We start from the raw sequence: 16,345 nt of genomic DNA, 5'->3' as shown, positions 1-16,345 counted from the left end.
CTTGGCCGGGTCGATCTCCCAGATCTCTTTCATGCCAACGCCGTATTTCTGCGGCTCTTTGCCCGCGGACAGGTCGTATTTGGCAATGACTTCCTTGGATAGCGAACCGCGCACGCCTTCCGACAGGAAGACATATTTGCCGTGCAGTTCCATCCCCGGTTCGGTCTGCGGGCCGTATGATCCATCGGGCTCAAGACCGAAGACACCGGCGACGACGCCTTTGACTTCGCCGTTCTCACCATAAACCAGTTCCGAACACGCCATGCCTGGGAAGATTTCAACGCCCAGTTCTTCGGCCTGTTCGGCCATCCAGCGGCAGACGTTGCCCATGGAAACGATGTAGTTGCCGTGGTTGTTCATCAGCGGCGGCATCGGGAAGTTGGGAATGCGGATTTTGCCAGCTTCACCCAGCATGTAGAAGTTGTCTTCCTCGACCGGCACGTTTAGCGGTGCGCCCTTTTCCTTCCAGTCGGGGATCAGCGCGTCCAGTCCGCACGGGTCCAGCACAGCACCTGACAGGATATGTGCGCCAACCTCGGACCCCTTTTCCAGAACGACGACGTTCAGGTCCGCATCCAGTTGTTTCAGACGGATGGCAGCCGACAGACCCGCAGGGCCTGCACCCACGATCACCACGTCGTATTCCATCGCTTCGCGTTCAATCTCGGCCATCGCGGGCTCCTTAGCTAACTTTCCGAATTGGCGCTTTCAACACGCGGTCGGCGCAATATTGTTTCACGGCTGATTACATGCTGAGAAAGACCTTGGTCAATCGAAACACGGCGTAAAACTGTCGCAATACGGCAGTTCACTGTTCCGGTCGGTCCCCCATGAGGTATCTGGGACCGCTACCATGCGATTTCGCCCTGTCGTCGGGGTTGTAAAGCGCACATTTAGGCAAGCTGAGACAGCCACATCCGATACAGCCATCCAGGTTATCCCTCAGGCGTGTCAGGGTATCGATTCGCTGGTCCAGATGGGAACGCAAACCTTTGCTGATTTCCTTCCAATCCTTGGGGGTCGGTGTTCGATTGCCCGGCAACCCGGACAATACCTGCCGGATTTCAGGAAGGGTCAGGCCGAACTGCTGAGCGATCATGACAAAACTCAGCCGTCGGATGTCTGCCCTCTGGTATCGCCTCTGCCCGCCCGGGTTTCGCCATGGCGAGATCAGGCCCTGGGATTCATAGTAGCGTATGGCCGAAACCGCCAATCCGGTTCGGCGCGCCAGCGCCCCTATGGACAGTCCGTCGGATGCCGCCATCTTTTCCTCCACAAAACTCTTGACCTAAAGTTAGGTTTAGAAATTACGGTGAGTCGGGACAAGTCGAAAATGCAAAGGAGATCCCATGATGGCGACGCTTGAACACACCAATTTCACCGTGCGCGACCCCAAGGCCTCGGCCGCCTGGTTGCAGGATGTCTTTGGATGGAAAACCCGCTGGGAAGGCCCCGCCATCGCAGGCGGATACACAGTTCACGTGGGCAGCAAACATACCTACCTGGCGCTCTACGCTCCGGATGACCCGAAACCGGCAAGTGAAAGCAGCTATGACGTGGTGGGTGGACTGAACCATGTTGGCGTATTGGTCGAGGATATCGACGCAACCGAGGCGCGCGTCCTGAAAGCTGGGTTCAAACCGCATAACCATGCAGACTACGAGCCCGGCAGGCGGTTTTACTTCCGTGACGACAACGGCATCGAATTCGAAGTGGTCCAATATGATTGAGATGCTTTGGCTGGGCGTCGATGCGCATCGCTGGCGGCGGGGTGATCTGTTGGGCCATCGCCACAGGCGACCGCCGCCGCCGGGACGGCGTTAAGTCGCAAATCCCCCGCTCCAAATTCCTTGGCCTCTTGCAATTTGCGCCTTATTTAGGTCAGGTAATTGGCAACCCATCTTTCGCCCCGACGCTTCTGTGCGGCGGGGCGTAACAATTTTTGCGTGGACGACTAGAACATGGAAAAGATTCCAATGACGCCTTCGGGCAATGCCGCGCTCGAGGCGGAGCTGAAAAACCTCAAATCCGTCGAGCGTCCGGCGATCATCGAAGCCATCGCCACAGCGCGCGAACTGGGCGATCTGAAGGAGAACGCCGAGTACCATTCGGCCCGCGAAAAACAGGGTTTCATCGAAGGCCGCATCAAAGAGCTGGAAGGCATTCTGTCTCTGGCCGATGTGATCGACCCGGCCAAACTGTCCGGCGCCATCAAGTTTGGCGCCAAGGTGACTCTGGTGGATGAAGACACCGATGAAGAAAAAACCTGGCAGATCGTCGGGGAATACGAGGCCAATATTGAAAATGGCCTGCTGAACATCAAATCCCCCATCGCCCGCGCGCTTATCGGCAAGGACGAAGGGGACAGTGTCGAAGTGCGCACACCCGGTGGTGTGCGGTCCTATGAAATTCTGAATATCGAGTACGCCTGACCGGAGCGCTAGTCATGTCGGAGCCCAAAAAGGATCAAGAAGCCGAGCGTCCGACCTCGTTGGGTATCTATGACCGTCCGGGCCAGCCAGCTGTTACCGGTATCGAAATTGCCGCCATCATTCTCAGTGCGATCTGGCTGGTGGTGTCCGTTGTGTTTCTGGTTCTGCCCGGCCCACAGCAGGGCGGTGGGTTCATTGTCACTTTTCTGGCCGTGTTCATGCCGGTGGCAATGATTTGGGTCGCCGCCATGGCCATGCGCGCCAGCCGGATCATGCGCGAGGAAAGCGCCCGGCTGCAGACAGCCATCGACGCAATTCGCAACGCCTATGTCAGCCAGCAACAGCGTGGGGCCATCAGCTATGAACCGGCGGTCGGGCGGAAACTGGACGAAATCGCCGCGACGCTAAAAAAGTCCGAAAGCACACCTGCCACGTTTTCGACCCATCGATCCGAACCGGCGCAATCAAGTGTGCCAACATCGGAAAAGGGTGATCAGACCGCGTTCGAACTTGGCACATCCGCCGAGGATATTGCGCCACCCCTGCCCAATGACGTCTTTATCCGTGCCTTGAATTTTCCCGAAACTCAGGAAGACGCCGAAGGGTTCACTGCGTTGCGCTTGGCACTCAAGGATCGAAAGGCGGCGCAGATTGTTCAGGCGTCAGAGGATGTTCTGACCCTGCTCAGCCAGGAAGGCATCTACATGGACGACCTGCGCCCCGACATGGCCCGCCCTGAGGTCTGGCGCCAGTTCGCCCAGGGCGAGCGCGGGCGTTCGGTTGCCGCGCTGGGTGGAATTCGCGACCGGTCGTCACTGGCGCTGACAGCGGCGCGGATGAAGCAGGATCCAATCTTTCGCGATGCCGCCCATCACTTCCTGCGCCGTTTCGACCACATGATCGTGGATTTCGAACCTGAGGCCAGCGATGCCGATCTGACGGCCCTGGGCGAAACCAGAACAGCGCGTGCCTTCATGTTGTTGGGCCGGGTTGCCGGAACCTTCGACTAGAGCCCAAAGCTGCCATAGGGAATGAACCGAACCGGGTCACCGGGCGTGATATGACATTCGCCGTCTTCGATCTCGACCAGACCTTCCGCCCAGCTGAGACCACTGATCCTGCCCGACCCTTCGGACTGGAAAACCTCGACCCGACCGTCCCGAACCCGAGCACGCAGGTATTCACGGCGACCGGGTTTCTTGCGTTTCTCAAAGGCGGCGGGGATGTCAAATCCCTGCGGGACCTGCCAACCCTCACCAGCCAACAAGCCCAAAGCCGGACGGGCAAAGATCAGGGTACATACCATCGCCGCGACCGGATTGCCCGGCAGACCAAAGACCGGCGATCCCTGCCACATGCCCAGCGCCAGAGGACGTCCGGGTTTGAGCGCAATCCGCCACTGCTGCATCGCACCGGCCTCGCGCAACAATGCCGAGACATGATCCTCATCGCCCGCCGAAGCACCACCGCTGGTCAGGATAACATCCGCCTGCGACGCCGCGTGGTCCAGCCTCGCGCGTAACATATCCCGGTCATCCCCGACACGCCCCATGTCCACCGGCTGAAACCCCATCCGTTCGACCAGTGACAGCAACATGGGTCGGTTGGCGTCGAATATCTGACCCGGCTCCGCGGTCTCGCCCGGTTCGACAAGCTCATCGCCGGTGGACAGAACCGCGACACGTAGCTGTGCCCGGACCGACACATCGGCAATGCCCACCGCTGACAACAAGGCCAGATCGGCGGGGGTCAGCCTGCGCCCGGCAGGCAATGCCAGATCGCCTTCTGCCACGTCCTCGCCTGCCCGTCTTGTATTGGCTCCCTGTTTCAACGGCCCGCGAAAGGCGATGTGGCCGCTCTCAACGGTGACGTCTTCCTCGAGGATGACCGTATCGACCCCATTGGGCAGGGCTGCACCGGTCAGGACGCGCAGGGCATGGCCCGAGGGAACTGCACCGTCAAAAGACACCCCCGCCGCCGCGCGCCCCTGGATCAGCGGCATCACATGCGCGCCCTCTGGTACGGCCCCCGCAAAACCATACCCATCGACTGCCGTGTTGGGTTGCGGCGGGTTGGATCGCCGGGCCGTCACATCCTTGGCCAGAATACGTCCTGTCGCTTCAGGTAAAGTGACCAGCTCCATCCCGGTCACAGGACGCAGACGGTTGCGCAGCAGGTTCAGCGCGTCATCGACCGGTGTCCAATCTACACCGGCGGGAAGCGCGAAACAGTCGTTCCTGAGCGGCGGTGGTGCGATGTCCGGCTTGATCTGCGGTACACCCAGAATCCAGCCTTCTTCTGCCGCATTGACGTTCAGTTGCCGCGCCAGTGCGTCGGGCGGCAGATGCGCAAGGTTCAGGGCCACTTGTTCGACTTGCCACGCGTCCTTGATCCGCCCCTCGGGCGCCGCGCCCAGTCCGAGCGATGGCCAGATTTCGACGAAAGCGACGGGCTTGTCCAGATTCTCAAAGGGCCATACGGCAACCTGCCCATCAAAACGACGGCGCAGGCGCGCCAATACCGGCAGACCCATCATGACCTGACCGCCTACCGCTCCAGCGCCCGCCATCTGCCAGCAGGTAAAGCTGCCGGTCGCGAGGTCTTCGACCGCGCGGCGATCGGGGAACGGGTTGTGGTAATTGTCCTTTCGACGCGGCAGCCCGTCGATATCGCGTTTCAACCCATTGGCCCAGAAAGGACCCCGCCCGCCAAAACGGCGATTGATCTGCCCTGCCAGATAAAAGCGGTTGTTGGCCTCGGGCGTGTCCTCGATCCGCGCCTCGAGCCAGTTCCAAAGGACTAGCGGGTCGTCCGATCCTGTCAGCGCGCGGGCGAAACCGCGCGGATAGCCAAAGGGGAAATCGAAACCAAGAAACAAGCGTCGCGCGGCGCTGCATTCGTCCTCGATCAGTTCGGACAGCCAAGCCTCGGCCAGCTGCCGGTTGCGCAGGTAAACCGGTCTGTTCGCCACCCCGTCCCGGACGACACAAGCCCAGATCGCATCCTTGCGCTGGTTCGGACCGGTATCGTTGCCTCCGGACCAATCCACCATGGCAAAGGTTTGAAACTGCGTCATAGGCCGACCTCCGACAGAATGAAATCGGCGATCCGCGTCGTGTCGTTCAGATCAAACACAGGCCGATCCAGTTCCAGCGGTGTGTCGCTGGCCACTGCGCGAATGCTGTCATCACCCGGTGCTATCAACGGATTGTTCGGTTCAGCCCGAAAGGCTTCAATCTTTGGATGTGGTTCCCGCTTGTACCCCTCGATCATCACCAGATCGACCGGTGACAAACGCGTTAGCAGTTCATCCAGCCTTGGCTCGGCCATACCGCGCAGTTCCTGCATCAAGGCAACACGATGGGCCGAAGCCAGCAGCACTTCAGACGCACCTGCAATTCTGTGGCGATAGCTATCGGTACCAGGCTGGTCCACGTCAAAAGCATGATGAGCATGCTTGATCGTGGATACGGTGAAACCACGCCCGGTGATTTCTGCCACCAGACGCTCCATCAGGCCGGTCTTGCCCGCATTTTTCCAGCCGGTGACCCCGTAAACCTTCATGCCCGCTCCAGCAATTCCCGAGCCCGCTCCAAATCCGCAGGCGTATTGACGTTGAAAAAGGGGTCAAAGGGATCGGCCGGGAACAACGCTTCGCGCCCGCCATGTTGATCGGTCCAAAGAACCACCTTGCGGAGCCCGTCGTGCAAAGCGGTCCGCAGATCATCACGCAACGCAACTGGCCAGAGGCCAAATGTCGGGTGTCGGTTCACTTTCTTTCCGCCTCCGGATTTCAGCGCCTCTTCCGAGGTTCGCGGAGTGGTCGCGAGCACCAGTGGATGCGCCTGGCCCTCGGCCGTTCGCACCAGCCGTTCCACCAGATCACGTGGAAAGAAAGGCGTATCCGCGGCGGCGGTCACGATACTGTCACCACCCTGTTCCGCAGCCCAGTCGAGCCCGGCCAGAACACCCGCCAGTGGCCCTGCGAACCCTTCGACCGTGTCCGGGATGACCGGCAGTCCCAGATCGGCAAACCGCTGAGGATCACCATTTGCGTTCAACGCCAGTCCGCTTACCTGCGGACCCAGCCGATCGATCACATGGCCCAAAAGGCTCTGACCGCCCAGTTGCAGCATACCTTTGTCGCCACCGCCCATCCGGGTGGCGAGGCCGCCTGCCAGGATTACGCCAAGAGGGTTACTCATTCCCGTCCCTTATTGCTTTTCCTCACGTGATAAGTCACTCGCGACTTTTGTAAATCGAACTCAGTTTAATTGGAACGCGGTTGGGTACAGGTGGTGCAGGACAAACAGCCACAGGATCAATGTCCCAACCGACAAGAACGAAGTCGCCGAAACGATATGAGCGGCCAATTTGGGTTCCTGATCGTAGTGCTTGGCAAGAAGAAACACGTTTTTCGCGGTCGGCACCGCCGAGGAAACAGTTGCCGCGATAGTCCACAAGGGGTCCAATCCGATCAGATGAGCTGTTAGCAACACAAGGCCCGGCGCAAGGATCAGTTTCGCCACCGTCAGAGTCAGAATCAGCGGCCCCGTCTGAATGATCGTACGTACGCTGGTGGTGAATCCGATCGCAAAAAGCGCGACGGCTGCCAGTGCCTGACTGAGCAGTTCCAAATAGTCCGAAACCGAGTCCGAGAACCCTATACCCGTGAAGGAATAAACAACGCCCAACAAAGTGGCCGCAATTATTGGGTTTTTCAGAACGTTTAGGAGGATCTTGTAAATCGGCGTTTTGGCGCTCGCCTTGTGTCCCGCCGCGCTTTCGAGAACCGTTGTCATGACCAAGAGCAGAATGGCGACGACAAGATTTGCCAGGACTGCCGGCAGCGCGCCCTTGGAACCGAATATAGCGTGTAGGATTGGCAGGGCGACCAACGCCGTATTTGATGCAACCGCTGCAAATGCTGCGACGGTAGCTGCTCCGGTCTGAAAGTTTGAAACGCTTTTCAAGCAGACGAACAATACGATGAACAGAACCAACAGAGTTCCGCCATAGGAAAGATAAAAACCGTAGTTCAAGAGGTTCCCGAATTCCTCCTGACCGATCAGATAGAACATAATGGCCGGGATCAAGACATATACGGCAAACTGGACCAAGGCGTCCGCAGTGTCTTCGCCCAGAAGCCTCGTCCACGAAAACGCGTACCCCGTCAGGATTACCGCAAATACCGGCGCAATGAGATTAATCAGCTCCATGTGTCACTCAGGCAAGGCATCTTCCAATTCGCGTAGGTTGCGTCCCATACTAGGATACATCCATTAGAATTCGCAGGATTTTGTAGGACTGCCTTCGTTGCCAGCCGAATTCAGGACAAAGAGCTTTTTCGGTGATGCTTCTTGTCCTCGGCCGCAACCGTCGTCGGATCTGCATCGCGCACCAACCGGTCCTCGCCCGCCAGACATACAAATCGCTGCCCGCGCATCCGACCGATGAGTGTCAGGCCAACCTCACGTGCAATCTCGACGCCCCAGGCGGTGAACCCGGACCGGGAGGCCAGTACCGGAATTCCCATCATGGCCGTCTTGATCACCATTTCCGAGGTCAGGCGACCGGTGGTGTAAAGGATCTTGTCCTCCGCTGTCTCTCGTTCGGACAACATCCAGCCCGCAATCTTGTCGACCGCGTTGTGACGTCCGACGTCCTCCATATAGACCAGCGGTCGGTTTTCGCGGCACAGCACCGTGCCATGGATCGCTCCGGCCTCAAGATACAGCGACGGTGTGCGATTGATCTTGGCGGCCAGCTCGTAAAGCCACGAGGTGCGTACCGAAACCCGGGGCAAACGCACGTCCTCAAGCCCCTCCATCATGTCGCCGAACACCGTACCAACCGCGCAGCCGCTGGTGCGGGTCTTTTTCTTCAGCTTGTCCTCATAGGATGTTTCGCGCGCCGTGCGGACAACGACGGTTTCCAGGTCCTCGTCGTAGTCGACCCGTGTGATCTGATCATCGTCCAGCAGCATCCCCTGATTGCGCAGGAAACCCAGCGCCAGATATTCGGGATAATCGCCAATGGTCATGGCCGTCACAATTTCCTGGCTGTTGAGGAAAATCGTCAGCGGCCGCTCTTCGACGACCGAAATTCGGCTGGTTTCACCGTTCTGGTCGACACCGTCGACCGCGCGGGTCAGGCGGGCTGCGCCGGGATCGGGCGCAATGATGTACTCTGACAGGTCCGTTTCCGTCGCCAATTGCAACCCTTTCCCAAGCCCGTTACTGCTGCTGCGGTCACCATAGGATTTAGCCATGGCATTCACCACATCCAAGTCACACTACTGGAAGGGTTTTCGCGATGGGACCCCGTTCATCTTCGTAGCGGTTCCATTTGGTACATTGTTCGGGGTCTTCGCGACCGAAACCGGGCTGAATATCGTCCAGACCATGGCCTTTTCCGCCACTGTGTTCGCGGGTGCCGCGCAGTTCGCTGCTCTGCAATTGCTGCAAGAGGAAACGCCGACCGTGATCATCCTGATCTCGGCCCTGGCGGTGAACCTGCGCGTCGCTATGTATTCCGCGTCGCTGACACCGTTTCTGGGTGCTGCGCCATTGTGGCAGCGGGCCTGCGCGGCCTATCTGATTGTCGATAATTCCTATGCCAGCTCGATCGTGCGGTTCGAAAAAGAACCACAGATGACTGTACCTCAACGTATGGCCTATTTCCTGGGTTCAGCCACTCCGGTTACGCCGCTGTGGATTCTGGCTACTTACCTGGGCGCTGTTCTGGGCACGCGAATTCCCGAAAGCTGGGCGCTGGATTTTGCCCTGCCGATTACCTTTCTGGCGATGATCGGGCCGATGATGCGGACCATGGCCCATGTGGTCGCGGCCTTGGTGGCAATCATCGTGTCCCTTCTGATGGTCGCTGTCCCCTACAACCTGGGCCTGCTGATAGCCGGTTGCGCCGGCATGATGGCGGGTGCCCGGGCAGAGCTGATGATGGAACGCAGAAAGGTCAAAGCATGAGCCAGGTCGATCCAGTCACCATTTGGACCATAATCATAGGGCTGGCCATTGGCAGCTATTCCCTGCGTTTCGTATTCATCGGCTTTGTCGGTGATCGCCCGATGCCACCCTGGCTGCTGCGCCACCTGCGCTATACGGCAGTCGCAATCCTGCCTGCGCTGATTGCGCCGCTGGTGGTCTGGCCTTCGGCCACGGAAGGGCAACCGGACGTTCCGCGCATGGCGGCTGCGGCCGTGGCTCTGATAGTCGGGTTGTTCACAAAAAACGTGCTGGCTGCCATTTTTACAGGCGCCGCAACACTTTATGGCCTGTTGTACCTAGTTGGTTGAGGCCGCGTCGATCTGATTGAGCCGCGCGTTATTCGCCGCAAGCCCCTTTTGCAGATCCGCGTCGTCGTTCTCGCGGTATTCCGAGGTGACAACACCCGGAATCTGTCCGAATTGCTCTGACAGCTTGTTTGGATAAAAAGTGACATCGATCTGCTCGAACCCCGGAACTTGTTGCAGGATCCGGGCGGTCGAATTGGCACAATAGGCAGATGCAACCGGTCCCGATTGCTTGGCCAGTTGCAGGGCGATCTCGGCCTGCTGCGGGGTCACTTCAATGGTTTGGATGCGCGCAAAATGCGTCTCGCGCGCGTGCGAGCTGCGATAGGCGCGCTCGGCCGCCGGCGTAATGCCGTAAAGAACATCGTCTTTGACCGGAACGATGTCCGCCCGGAACGAGCCCGCAGGATCAAAGATCACCCGCTCGCTGCCGCTGATCATCAGAGAGGTGTGTGCCCCGGACCCCGAGCGTGCGTTGACCATCGTATAAAGCGTCAGCGTCGACGGGCCCGGATCACGATAAGAGCGGGCCGCGATCTCGGTCTGATCGGCCTGAGGGCGATTGGACCCGGTGCATCCAGCGACAATCGCTGCCAGCAGACAGGCAATCAGGATCCTGAACACGGACACCTCCGGCCGGAATTACGACGCGAAGACCGCCAGGAAGAGGCAGAGTAATGCAATGACCACCACACACCAGGTGGTGAATCTGACGAACCCTTCAAAGGTTTTGTTTTGAACGGTGATGTCCATTTCGCCGTGCTTGTGATCAGCCATGTTTCTCAAGAATCCTAGTTCGCGTGTTCAAAACGTTGGATAATGCAAAACTCCGGGCCTGTCACGACGTCATTCGCGCGCAGGCAGGGCAAAAACCGAGCATCCGGGATAGCCAAACCCCCACCTCCACGGCAGGCCGCTACAGGGTCCGCCACCAAATCGCACGGCCATATACATCGCCTCAGCTGTAATCGTATGGACCGATCGAATCTGATCAGGCGTCATGTCATAGCGTTGGGCATATGTGTCGGCATGGGATTCGCCGTGTCCTTTCACGCAAGCCCGCAGAGTGTCGTCGGCCGACAGGCGAGCGTCAAAACTGGATTCGGCACTGAGCGCTCCACCCGCATTGTGGTAGGCCCGGTCGTGCGTGACACAGCAGTATTCCCACGGCGGATGCTCTTCATAAAGCGCGCTGAATTTGGGGAACGTGTCCGCCACCAATCGCCAGCTTGAAGACAGCCCGCCGGAACAGCCGTCGGTTTCGAAAGGCGTCAATTCCGCGCCAACCCGGCTTTCCATCAGGGCGCGGTGTGCGGGCATCTCGACGCTGCGCATCAGGTCCTGCGCCTGTGCCGCTGTGCACAAAGCCGTCAATGCGACGGTGACCCTAAGGGCTTTCATCGCGCATACCCGAGGTATCGACAGACAGTCCGAAAGTGGTCGCCAGCCACAGGAGCAACCGCTCGCCCGGCCCCATTTCAGCGCGCACCCGAAGCACCTCGCGCGCCATGGCCGGCCGGTCGGTGATCAACCCATCCACACCCATCGACGCCATTGCCGACATTTGCAGCGGGTCGTTCACTGTCCAGACGTAGATATCCTTGCCCGCGTCATGGACCGACCGGATCAGACCGGGAGTGACCATATTCGCGTTGACCGCAAGGAAATCGCCGTCGAGCCCAGACAGATCACCGACCGCCGTGGCCGCCAGAACGCCGGCACGCCACTCGGGGCGCAAGGCCTTCATCTTTTGCACCGCCGGGTATTTCAGCGACATTGTGGCAATGTCATCCTGCATTTCCAGCTCTTCGACAACCGCGGCAACGCGGTTTTCCAGGTCGACATCGTGACCGTAATACTTCAACTCGATGATAACCCTGGACTTGCCTTTGGCCGCGCTCAGAACGTCATGCAGGGTCGGCGCTCGTTCCGAGGCATACTGCGGGTCGAACCAACTGCCGATATCGATCCCGGCCACATCGTCCATCGTGGCGTCCCAGACCTTGAGGTTCACGCCTGCCAACTTCATGAAATCACTGTCATGCGCGATGATGACCACGCCATCGGCGGTTTCCTGAACGTCGATCTCGACCCAGTCCGCCCCGTCCTCGATTGCTTTCAGAACCGAAGCCATCGTGTTTTCGGGCCGCAATGCAGCGGCGCCGCGGTGCCCGATGACATCCGCGTGGTCTGGCGCCTGAACGCGTTCCAGCAATTTCTGCCCGAACCACAGGCCGATCAGCAGCGCTGCAAGCGCCGCCCCGACGGTCACAAGCACCGGCACCCGCAGGTCGCTGGGTTCAGGGTGCGGCATCGCCTCGGTTCTGGATTCGAAAAACCCGTCCAACAGGACTGCGAGCGCGCCCAGAGCCCATGCCGCCAGGACAAGCCCCGCCAATGACCAAAGGCCAGCCACCGCAAGGCTGAGCATCAGGGCGAGTTTCAGATTTGCCCCCTGCTGCAAGGGAACAACTGCAAACAACAGGCCCGCGACAAACGCAATGACGGCTGCGATGGCGATACGAACGGCCAGCCAAAGGACCAGTTCGATCTTGAGACGACCGCGCTTGCCCTTCATACGCTGACCGCTTTCCGCGAAGGCCGCCGGGGGCGCAAGCCCTTCGAACAACACGAGGTGCAGGCCCAGCGCCCAGGCGGATAATTTGCGGATCAGAACCCAGGCCATTGCCAGAACGACCAGCCCGATCATGACCACGGCAACCCAGAAAGCGGGCGGATGAAAGGTCAGGTAATAGTTGATGTCGTACTCCGTCAGCGTCCACCAAGCGATCACCGCGGCAACGGCTACGAATGGCACCGCCAAAAGCAGGACGCGCAGTACCAGCCGCACGGCAAAACCGAACAACGCGGGCAGTCGCGACAGGATCACGCCAATTGCTGCGCTGCCTGCACGCCACGGGTCGCGTTCACCCATGCGCAGTGATCCGGCCATTACGGAAAAGACGAAGACCTCGGCCAGCAGAAACAGGCTCAGGATCACAACACCGGCGACAAAACCGGCGGGTGACAGCAGGAACATGGCGATGTCCTGATCGGTCAAAGCCGATTGATTGGACAACGACACGGCCAGATTGACCACAACAGCGACGCCAGGCGCGATCAGCGCGATCAGAAGTAGGCGCACGGCGATGTAAATCGGGACAAAGACCCGCCGCCGCGCCCAGGCACCGGCATAGGCATTTGTTACGGCTGAAAAATAAGTCACGCGGCGCCCTCCTGAATGGTTCGATCATTCAAGGCTGCGAAGACGTGAATTTCAAGCCAGAGTGTCAGCTTTCCTCGAGATCGGCCGCAAGGCGAAATCCGATGCGGTTCGCAGGCTTGTCCTCGACCGATTTGGGCAAGGCGCGCAGCATGACGTTCAACTGGCTGACATGCTGCACCAATTGGGTGCGTGCACCGGTGCCGTCAGAGCCATAGAAAGTGATGACATCGGGATCAAAATACCCCATCCCCTCGATCCGCATCACGCCGGCATCACCGCCCGTAAATCCCATGGCGACCTCGTGATCACCGTCCAGAGTTTTTTCAAAATTCTGTATATACAGGATCAGCCTCTCATAGGCCCATTGGGCCGGGCTCTTGGTGGCGACCGGCTTTTGCAAGGGACCAGGCAGTTTCTTCGTACCCGATTCCGCCTCGGGATTGGCGTGCACCTCATAGCAACGGGGCAAGGCTGCGGCTTCGGCGGCCTCGGCCGAGGTTTCGATCTGGTCCTGCATCTGGCTACCCTTTGCGCTGATACTCCCACGCCCCGTCCGCACGACGCGAGCGGGTGACAGCATCAATGTGGTAGAGATGGTTCAGATGTGCAACCGCCTCGACCAGCGCGAGGCCATACTCGCCTTCCTTGATCGGACGCTTGAACAAAGCCGTAAAACAGTCGGCCGCAGTTTTGGGATGGTCCAGATCGCTCATCAATCGATCCAACGCGCCATGGTGATTTTCGATCAGTTGCCGCATCCGCACCGGCAGCCCGGTAAAGGGCAGTTTGTGCCCTCCCAGCACCAGATGATCCGGTCGCGCCAAGAGTTTCAAACGCTCGCAGGACTCAAGCCAATCCGCAACCGGGTCCGCCATGGGCTCGGTGGCGTAGACCCCAAGATTTGAACTGATCGAGCTGAGGATCTGATCGCCGGTCAGCACCAGATTATCGTCGCGACACCAGAACGTTGCATGCTCGGGGGCGTGGCCATTGCCCATGTGCACGTCCCAGTCGCGCCCGCCCATGCGGATCACGTTGCCCTGCTTGACCCGGGTAAAGCCCAGCGGCATCGGATAAACCACGTCTGCGAAATTAAATGGGCGATCCGCCATCCGCTTGGCCAGAACATCCGCAGCCATGCCGGCACTGCGATAGTAGTTCAGTGTCTCCTGTGGCCAGATTTCCTGAACGTCCAGCGACAACATGCGCGCGAACAGCCATGCCGTGCGCGTCGTCACCAACTCGGCCCCATGTTCGGATTGGAACCATCCGGCATTGCCGACATGGTCGGGATGGTGATGCGTGACGACAACCCGGTTGACAGGTTTGCCCGACAACGGCCCCGCCATCAGGTTTTCCCAGATGGCGCGTGTCTTCTTCGATGACAGCCCCGTGTCGATCACCGTCCAGCCGTCACCATCGTCAAGCGCATAGACATTCACATGGTCCAACGCCATCGGCAGCGGCAGTCGTATCCATAACACTCCGTCGGCAACTTCGACAGCTTCACCGTGGGCCGGAGGTTCGCCCCAGGGATACCGGATAATCTGCCCCATATCGCCGTCCATCAGACCGCCAACTCTTCGATGCCCAGCGCATAAAGGTCATCTGCGCCTTTCTGCGCCTGCGCCAGCAGACCCGCATGTTCGGGCAGCAAAGCGTTGATGTAATACCGCGCCAGTTTAGCCCGCGCGCCGTTGGGGTCGGCCAGTGCCGCGGACAAATGGTAATGCGCGCCAAGAACGCGCGCAAAGGCGGCCAAATAAGCTGATGCGCCGGCAAAGCGGTTGGCCATTTCGGTTTGCGAAACCAGCCACTCGGTCACTTCGCGCAGGGACTCTGTTGCCTCCCAAACCGGGCCGGCAAGTTCAGGTAGAGTGGCGCGCGCCTTCTCAGCCTGATCCTCGATCTCGTCCAGCAGGCGCGAGGCTGCGTCGCCGCCGTCCATCATCTTGCGTCCAACAAGGTCCATGGCCTGAATGCCGTTGGTGCCTTCGTAAATCGCAGTAACGCGCACATCGCGATAATACTGTGCGGCTCCGGTTTCCTCGATAAAGCCCATACCGCCATGCACCTGCACACCGGTCTCAGACACCCGCATCCCGGTCTGTGTACCAAACACCTTGCCGATCGGCGTCAGCAAAGCCGCCCGCGCTGCCCAGTCGGAATCCCCGGTTGCCTGTGCCATGTCGATGGCCGCGGCATTGGCCAGCATGATCGCCCGCGCCGCAAAAACATCGGCGCGCATGTCCATCAGCATCCGGCGCACATCCGCATGGTCGATGATGGCGCCCGAGGGCGTCTTGCCCTGTTTGCGTTCCAACGCGTAGGCCAGCGCATGCTGATAGGCCCCTTCCGCCGCACCGACGCCCTGCCCGCCGACACCGAGGCGCGCGTTGTTCATCATGGTGAACATGGCCGCCATACCGCCATGCTCGTGCCCCACAAGCCAGCCCCTGGCCCCGTCATACTGCATCACGCAGGTGGGCGAGCCATGCAGGCCCATCTTGTGCTCCAGCGAGACCACTTTCAGGTCGTTGGCAGCACCGGGGTCGCCGTTCTCGTCAGGGATGAACTTCGGCACCAGAAACAGCGAGATCCCCTTTGTTCCCGGCACCCCATCCGGCAAACGCGCCAGAACCAGATGGCACACGTTCTCGCAAAAGTCGTTGTCGCCCCACGAGATGAAGATCTTCTGCCCGGTAACGGCGTAGGTCCCATCGCCATTCGGCTCAGCCTTGGAGGTCAGCGCGCCGACATCCGAACCGGCTTGCGCCTCGGTCAGGTTCATGGTTCCGGACCATTCACCCGAAATCAGCTTGGGCAGATACAGCTCTTTCAGCGCGTCCGAAGCGTGATGCTCCAGCGCTTCGATCTGACCCTGGCTCATCAGCGGGGCCAGTTGCAGCGACAGGCAGGCCGCGCTCATCATCTCGTTCACCGCAGTGGTGACGGTCATCGGCAGGCCCATGCCGCCATATTCCGGGTTACCGCTCATGCCGATCCACCCGCCCTCGGCAATGGCTTTCCATCCTTCGGCATAGCCGGGAGAGGTGCGCAGCACGCCATTTTCCAACCGCGCCGGTTCCAGATCGCCGGGACGTTGAAGCGGGGCCATGACCTCTTCGCACATTTTGCCTGCTTCGGTCAGGATGGCGCTGACCACGTCGGCGCTGGCCTCCGAGAATGTCTCGGTTTCGGCAATCCTGTCAAAGCCGACCACATGGTCCAGCAGGAACTGATAATCGGAGAGTGGGGCGCGATATGGCATGGCTTCCCTCGAAGGTCTTTTGAAGGTTGTGACGTGCGGGCTTGGAATCCGCAAGCCGCACCGGTAATCATCTGGGCTGGGACGATTACCTACCCTTCCACATG

The 16,345-nt window shown here is 59.6% G+C and carries 19 protein-coding genes; 5 read left to right on the top strand and 14 right to left on the bottom strand.

All coding sequences use genetic code 11. The features are described 5' to 3' along the window. Both AC2TEL_RS20490 and soxR read right to left on the bottom strand, forming a co-directional pair. On the bottom strand, window positions 1-672 hold a 672-nt coding region (locus AC2TEL_RS20490; RefSeq protein ID WP_480906620.1), incomplete at its 3' end, for an NAD(P)/FAD-dependent oxidoreductase. Window positions 673-808: 136 nt separating this feature from the next. Then, window positions 809-1,264 carry a redox-sensitive transcriptional activator SoxR gene (gene soxR, locus AC2TEL_RS20485; protein WP_480844352.1) on the bottom strand — a complete coding sequence of 152 codons (456 nt, stop codon included), beginning with the start codon at window positions 1,262-1,264 and terminating at the stop codon, window positions 809-811. Between the two features lie 85 nt (window positions 1,265-1,349). Here soxR and AC2TEL_RS20480 point away from each other — a divergent pair, with 85 nt between their 5' ends. The 3 genes from AC2TEL_RS20480 (at window position 1,350) to AC2TEL_RS20470 (ending at window position 3,442) form a co-directional block, all read left to right on the top strand. Then, window positions 1,350-1,730: a VOC family protein gene (locus AC2TEL_RS20480; protein WP_480844351.1), complete on the top strand. Its 381-nt coding sequence runs from the start codon at window positions 1,350-1,352 to the stop codon at window positions 1,728-1,730. Between the two features lie 231 nt (window positions 1,731-1,961). Continuing rightward, window positions 1,962-2,432, top strand: a complete 471-nt coding sequence (gene greA, locus AC2TEL_RS20475; RefSeq protein ID WP_480844350.1) for a transcription elongation factor GreA — start codon at window positions 1,962-1,964, stop codon at window positions 2,430-2,432. 14 nt (window positions 2,433-2,446) lie between these two features. Beyond that, the gene (locus AC2TEL_RS20470) at window positions 2,447-3,442 is read left to right on the top strand and encodes a hypothetical protein (protein WP_480844349.1); all 996 of its coding nucleotides are present in this window, start codon (window positions 2,447-2,449) and stop codon (window positions 3,440-3,442) included. On the opposite strand, the gene AC2TEL_RS20465 is transcribed toward AC2TEL_RS20470, so the two are convergent. The 5 genes from AC2TEL_RS20465 to AC2TEL_RS20445 form a co-directional block, all read right to left on the bottom strand. After that, a complete protein-coding gene (locus tag AC2TEL_RS20465; RefSeq protein ID WP_480906616.1) occupies window positions 3,439-5,508 on the bottom strand; it encodes a molybdopterin-binding protein in 2,070 nt (689 codons plus the stop codon). The genes AC2TEL_RS20470 and AC2TEL_RS20465 overlap by 4 nt on opposite strands. Next, on the bottom strand, window positions 5,505-5,996 hold the full coding sequence (gene mobB, locus AC2TEL_RS20460) for a molybdopterin-guanine dinucleotide biosynthesis protein B (RefSeq protein ID WP_480844347.1): 492 nt from the start codon (window positions 5,994-5,996) through the stop codon (window positions 5,505-5,507). Before mobB ends, AC2TEL_RS20465 begins: the two co-directional genes overlap by 4 nt. Beyond that, window positions 5,993-6,637, bottom strand: coding sequence for a molybdenum cofactor guanylyltransferase MobA (mobA, locus tag AC2TEL_RS20455; protein ID WP_480844346.1), 645 nt, complete (start codon window positions 6,635-6,637; stop codon window positions 5,993-5,995). Before mobA ends, mobB begins: the two co-directional genes overlap by 4 nt. 60 nt (window positions 6,638-6,697) lie before the next feature. Next, the gene (locus AC2TEL_RS20450; protein ID WP_480844345.1) at window positions 6,698-7,651 is read right to left on the bottom strand and encodes an AEC family transporter; all 954 of its coding nucleotides are present in this window, start codon (window positions 7,649-7,651) and stop codon (window positions 6,698-6,700) included. 110 nt (window positions 7,652-7,761) lie between these two features. Beyond that, window positions 7,762-8,703 (bottom strand): formate dehydrogenase accessory sulfurtransferase FdhD, encoded by a 942-nt coding sequence (locus AC2TEL_RS20445; protein ID WP_480906613.1) that lies wholly within the window; start codon window positions 8,701-8,703, stop codon window positions 7,762-7,764. On the opposite strand from AC2TEL_RS20445, the gene AC2TEL_RS20440 reads away from it, so the two are divergent. Then, the gene (locus AC2TEL_RS20440; protein WP_480844343.1) at window positions 8,702-9,418 is read left to right on the top strand and encodes an AzlC family ABC transporter permease; all 717 of its coding nucleotides are present in this window, start codon (window positions 8,702-8,704) and stop codon (window positions 9,416-9,418) included. The genes AC2TEL_RS20445 and AC2TEL_RS20440 overlap by 2 nt on opposite strands. Continuing rightward, window positions 9,415-9,747, top strand: coding sequence for an AzlD domain-containing protein (locus AC2TEL_RS20435; protein ID WP_480906610.1), 333 nt, complete (start codon window positions 9,415-9,417; stop codon window positions 9,745-9,747). The genes AC2TEL_RS20440 and AC2TEL_RS20435 overlap by 4 nt, the downstream gene beginning before the upstream one ends. Here the strand turns inward: AC2TEL_RS20435 and AC2TEL_RS20430 are convergent. From AC2TEL_RS20430 to AC2TEL_RS20400, 7 genes are all read right to left on the bottom strand, one after another. Beyond that, entirely contained in the window at window positions 9,736-10,368 is a 633-nt protein-coding gene (locus tag AC2TEL_RS20430; protein ID WP_480906607.1) for a hypothetical protein, read from the bottom strand. The genes AC2TEL_RS20435 and AC2TEL_RS20430 overlap by 12 nt on opposite strands. Window positions 10,369-10,386: 18 nt before the next feature. After that, entirely contained in the window at window positions 10,387-10,521 is a 135-nt protein-coding gene (locus AC2TEL_RS20425) for an aa3-type cytochrome c oxidase subunit IV (protein ID WP_480844340.1), read from the bottom strand. Window positions 10,522-10,590: 69 nt separating this feature from the next. After that, on the bottom strand, window positions 10,591-11,145 hold the full coding sequence (locus tag AC2TEL_RS20420; protein ID WP_480906604.1) for a hypothetical protein: 555 nt from the start codon (window positions 11,143-11,145) through the stop codon (window positions 10,591-10,593). After that, window positions 11,132-12,970: a glycerophosphodiester phosphodiesterase gene (locus tag AC2TEL_RS20415; protein WP_480906601.1), complete on the bottom strand. Its 1,839-nt coding sequence runs from the start codon at window positions 12,968-12,970 to the stop codon at window positions 11,132-11,134. The genes AC2TEL_RS20420 and AC2TEL_RS20415 overlap by 14 nt, the downstream gene beginning before the upstream one ends. A gap of 64 nt (window positions 12,971-13,034) precedes the next feature. After that, window positions 13,035-13,487 carry a DUF6173 family protein gene (locus AC2TEL_RS20410; protein ID WP_480844337.1) on the bottom strand — a complete coding sequence of 151 codons (453 nt, stop codon included), beginning with the start codon at window positions 13,485-13,487 and terminating at the stop codon, window positions 13,035-13,037. Between the two features lie 4 nt (window positions 13,488-13,491). Then, window positions 13,492-14,526: an MBL fold metallo-hydrolase gene (locus AC2TEL_RS20405; protein WP_480906598.1), complete on the bottom strand. Its 1,035-nt coding sequence runs from the start codon at window positions 14,524-14,526 to the stop codon at window positions 13,492-13,494. 11 nt (window positions 14,527-14,537) lie between these two features. After that, window positions 14,538-16,241 carry an acyl-CoA dehydrogenase gene (locus tag AC2TEL_RS20400; protein ID WP_480844335.1) on the bottom strand — a complete coding sequence of 568 codons (1,704 nt, stop codon included), beginning with the start codon at window positions 16,239-16,241 and terminating at the stop codon, window positions 14,538-14,540. Between the last annotated feature and the right edge of the window lie 104 nt (window positions 16,242-16,345).

The sequence above is a fragment of the Ruegeria sp. HKCCD9138 genome, from assembly GCF_057220975.1.
Note: the sequence above shows the minus strand (reverse complement) of the source record. Positions and strands in the feature narration are given on the sequence as shown.

Excerpts from the sequence above, each read along its gene's own strand:
- soxR (WP_480844352.1), bottom strand. The coding sequence starts at position 1,264 with ATGGCGGCATCCGACGGACTGTCCATAGGGGCGCTGGCGCGCCGAACC.
- AC2TEL_RS20480 (WP_480844351.1), top strand. The coding sequence starts at position 1,350 with ATGATGGCGACGCTTGAACACACCAATTTCACCGTGCGCGACCCCAAG.
- greA (WP_480844350.1), top strand. The coding sequence starts at position 1,962 with ATGGAAAAGATTCCAATGACGCCTTCGGGCAATGCCGCGCTCGAGGCG.
- AC2TEL_RS20470 (WP_480844349.1), top strand. The coding sequence starts at position 2,447 with ATGTCGGAGCCCAAAAAGGATCAAGAAGCCGAGCGTCCGACCTCGTTG.
- AC2TEL_RS20465 (WP_480906616.1), bottom strand. The coding sequence starts at position 5,508 with ATGACGCAGTTTCAAACCTTTGCCATGGTGGATTGGTCCGGAGGCAAC.
- mobB (WP_480844347.1), bottom strand. The coding sequence starts at position 5,996 with ATGAAGGTTTACGGGGTCACCGGCTGGAAAAATGCGGGCAAGACCGGC.
- mobA (WP_480844346.1), bottom strand. The coding sequence starts at position 6,637 with ATGAGTAACCCTCTTGGCGTAATCCTGGCAGGCGGCCTCGCCACCCGG.
- AC2TEL_RS20450 (WP_480844345.1), bottom strand. The coding sequence starts at position 7,651 with ATGGAGCTGATTAATCTCATTGCGCCGGTATTTGCGGTAATCCTGACG.
- AC2TEL_RS20440 (WP_480844343.1), top strand. The coding sequence starts at position 8,702 with ATGGCATTCACCACATCCAAGTCACACTACTGGAAGGGTTTTCGCGAT.
- AC2TEL_RS20445 (WP_480906613.1), bottom strand. The coding sequence starts at position 8,703 with ATGGCTAAATCCTATGGTGACCGCAGCAGCAGTAACGGGCTTGGGAAA.
- AC2TEL_RS20435 (WP_480906610.1), top strand. The coding sequence starts at position 9,415 with ATGAGCCAGGTCGATCCAGTCACCATTTGGACCATAATCATAGGGCTG.
- AC2TEL_RS20425 (WP_480844340.1), bottom strand. The coding sequence starts at position 10,521 with ATGGCTGATCACAAGCACGGCGAAATGGACATCACCGTTCAAAACAAA.
- AC2TEL_RS20420 (WP_480906604.1), bottom strand. The coding sequence starts at position 11,145 with ATGAAAGCCCTTAGGGTCACCGTCGCATTGACGGCTTTGTGCACAGCG.
- AC2TEL_RS20410 (WP_480844337.1), bottom strand. The coding sequence starts at position 13,487 with ATGCAGGACCAGATCGAAACCTCGGCCGAGGCCGCCGAAGCCGCAGCC.
- AC2TEL_RS20405 (WP_480906598.1), bottom strand. The coding sequence starts at position 14,526 with ATGGGGCAGATTATCCGGTATCCCTGGGGCGAACCTCCGGCCCACGGT.
- AC2TEL_RS20400 (WP_480844335.1), bottom strand. The coding sequence starts at position 16,241 with ATGCCATATCGCGCCCCACTCTCCGATTATCAGTTCCTGCTGGACCAT.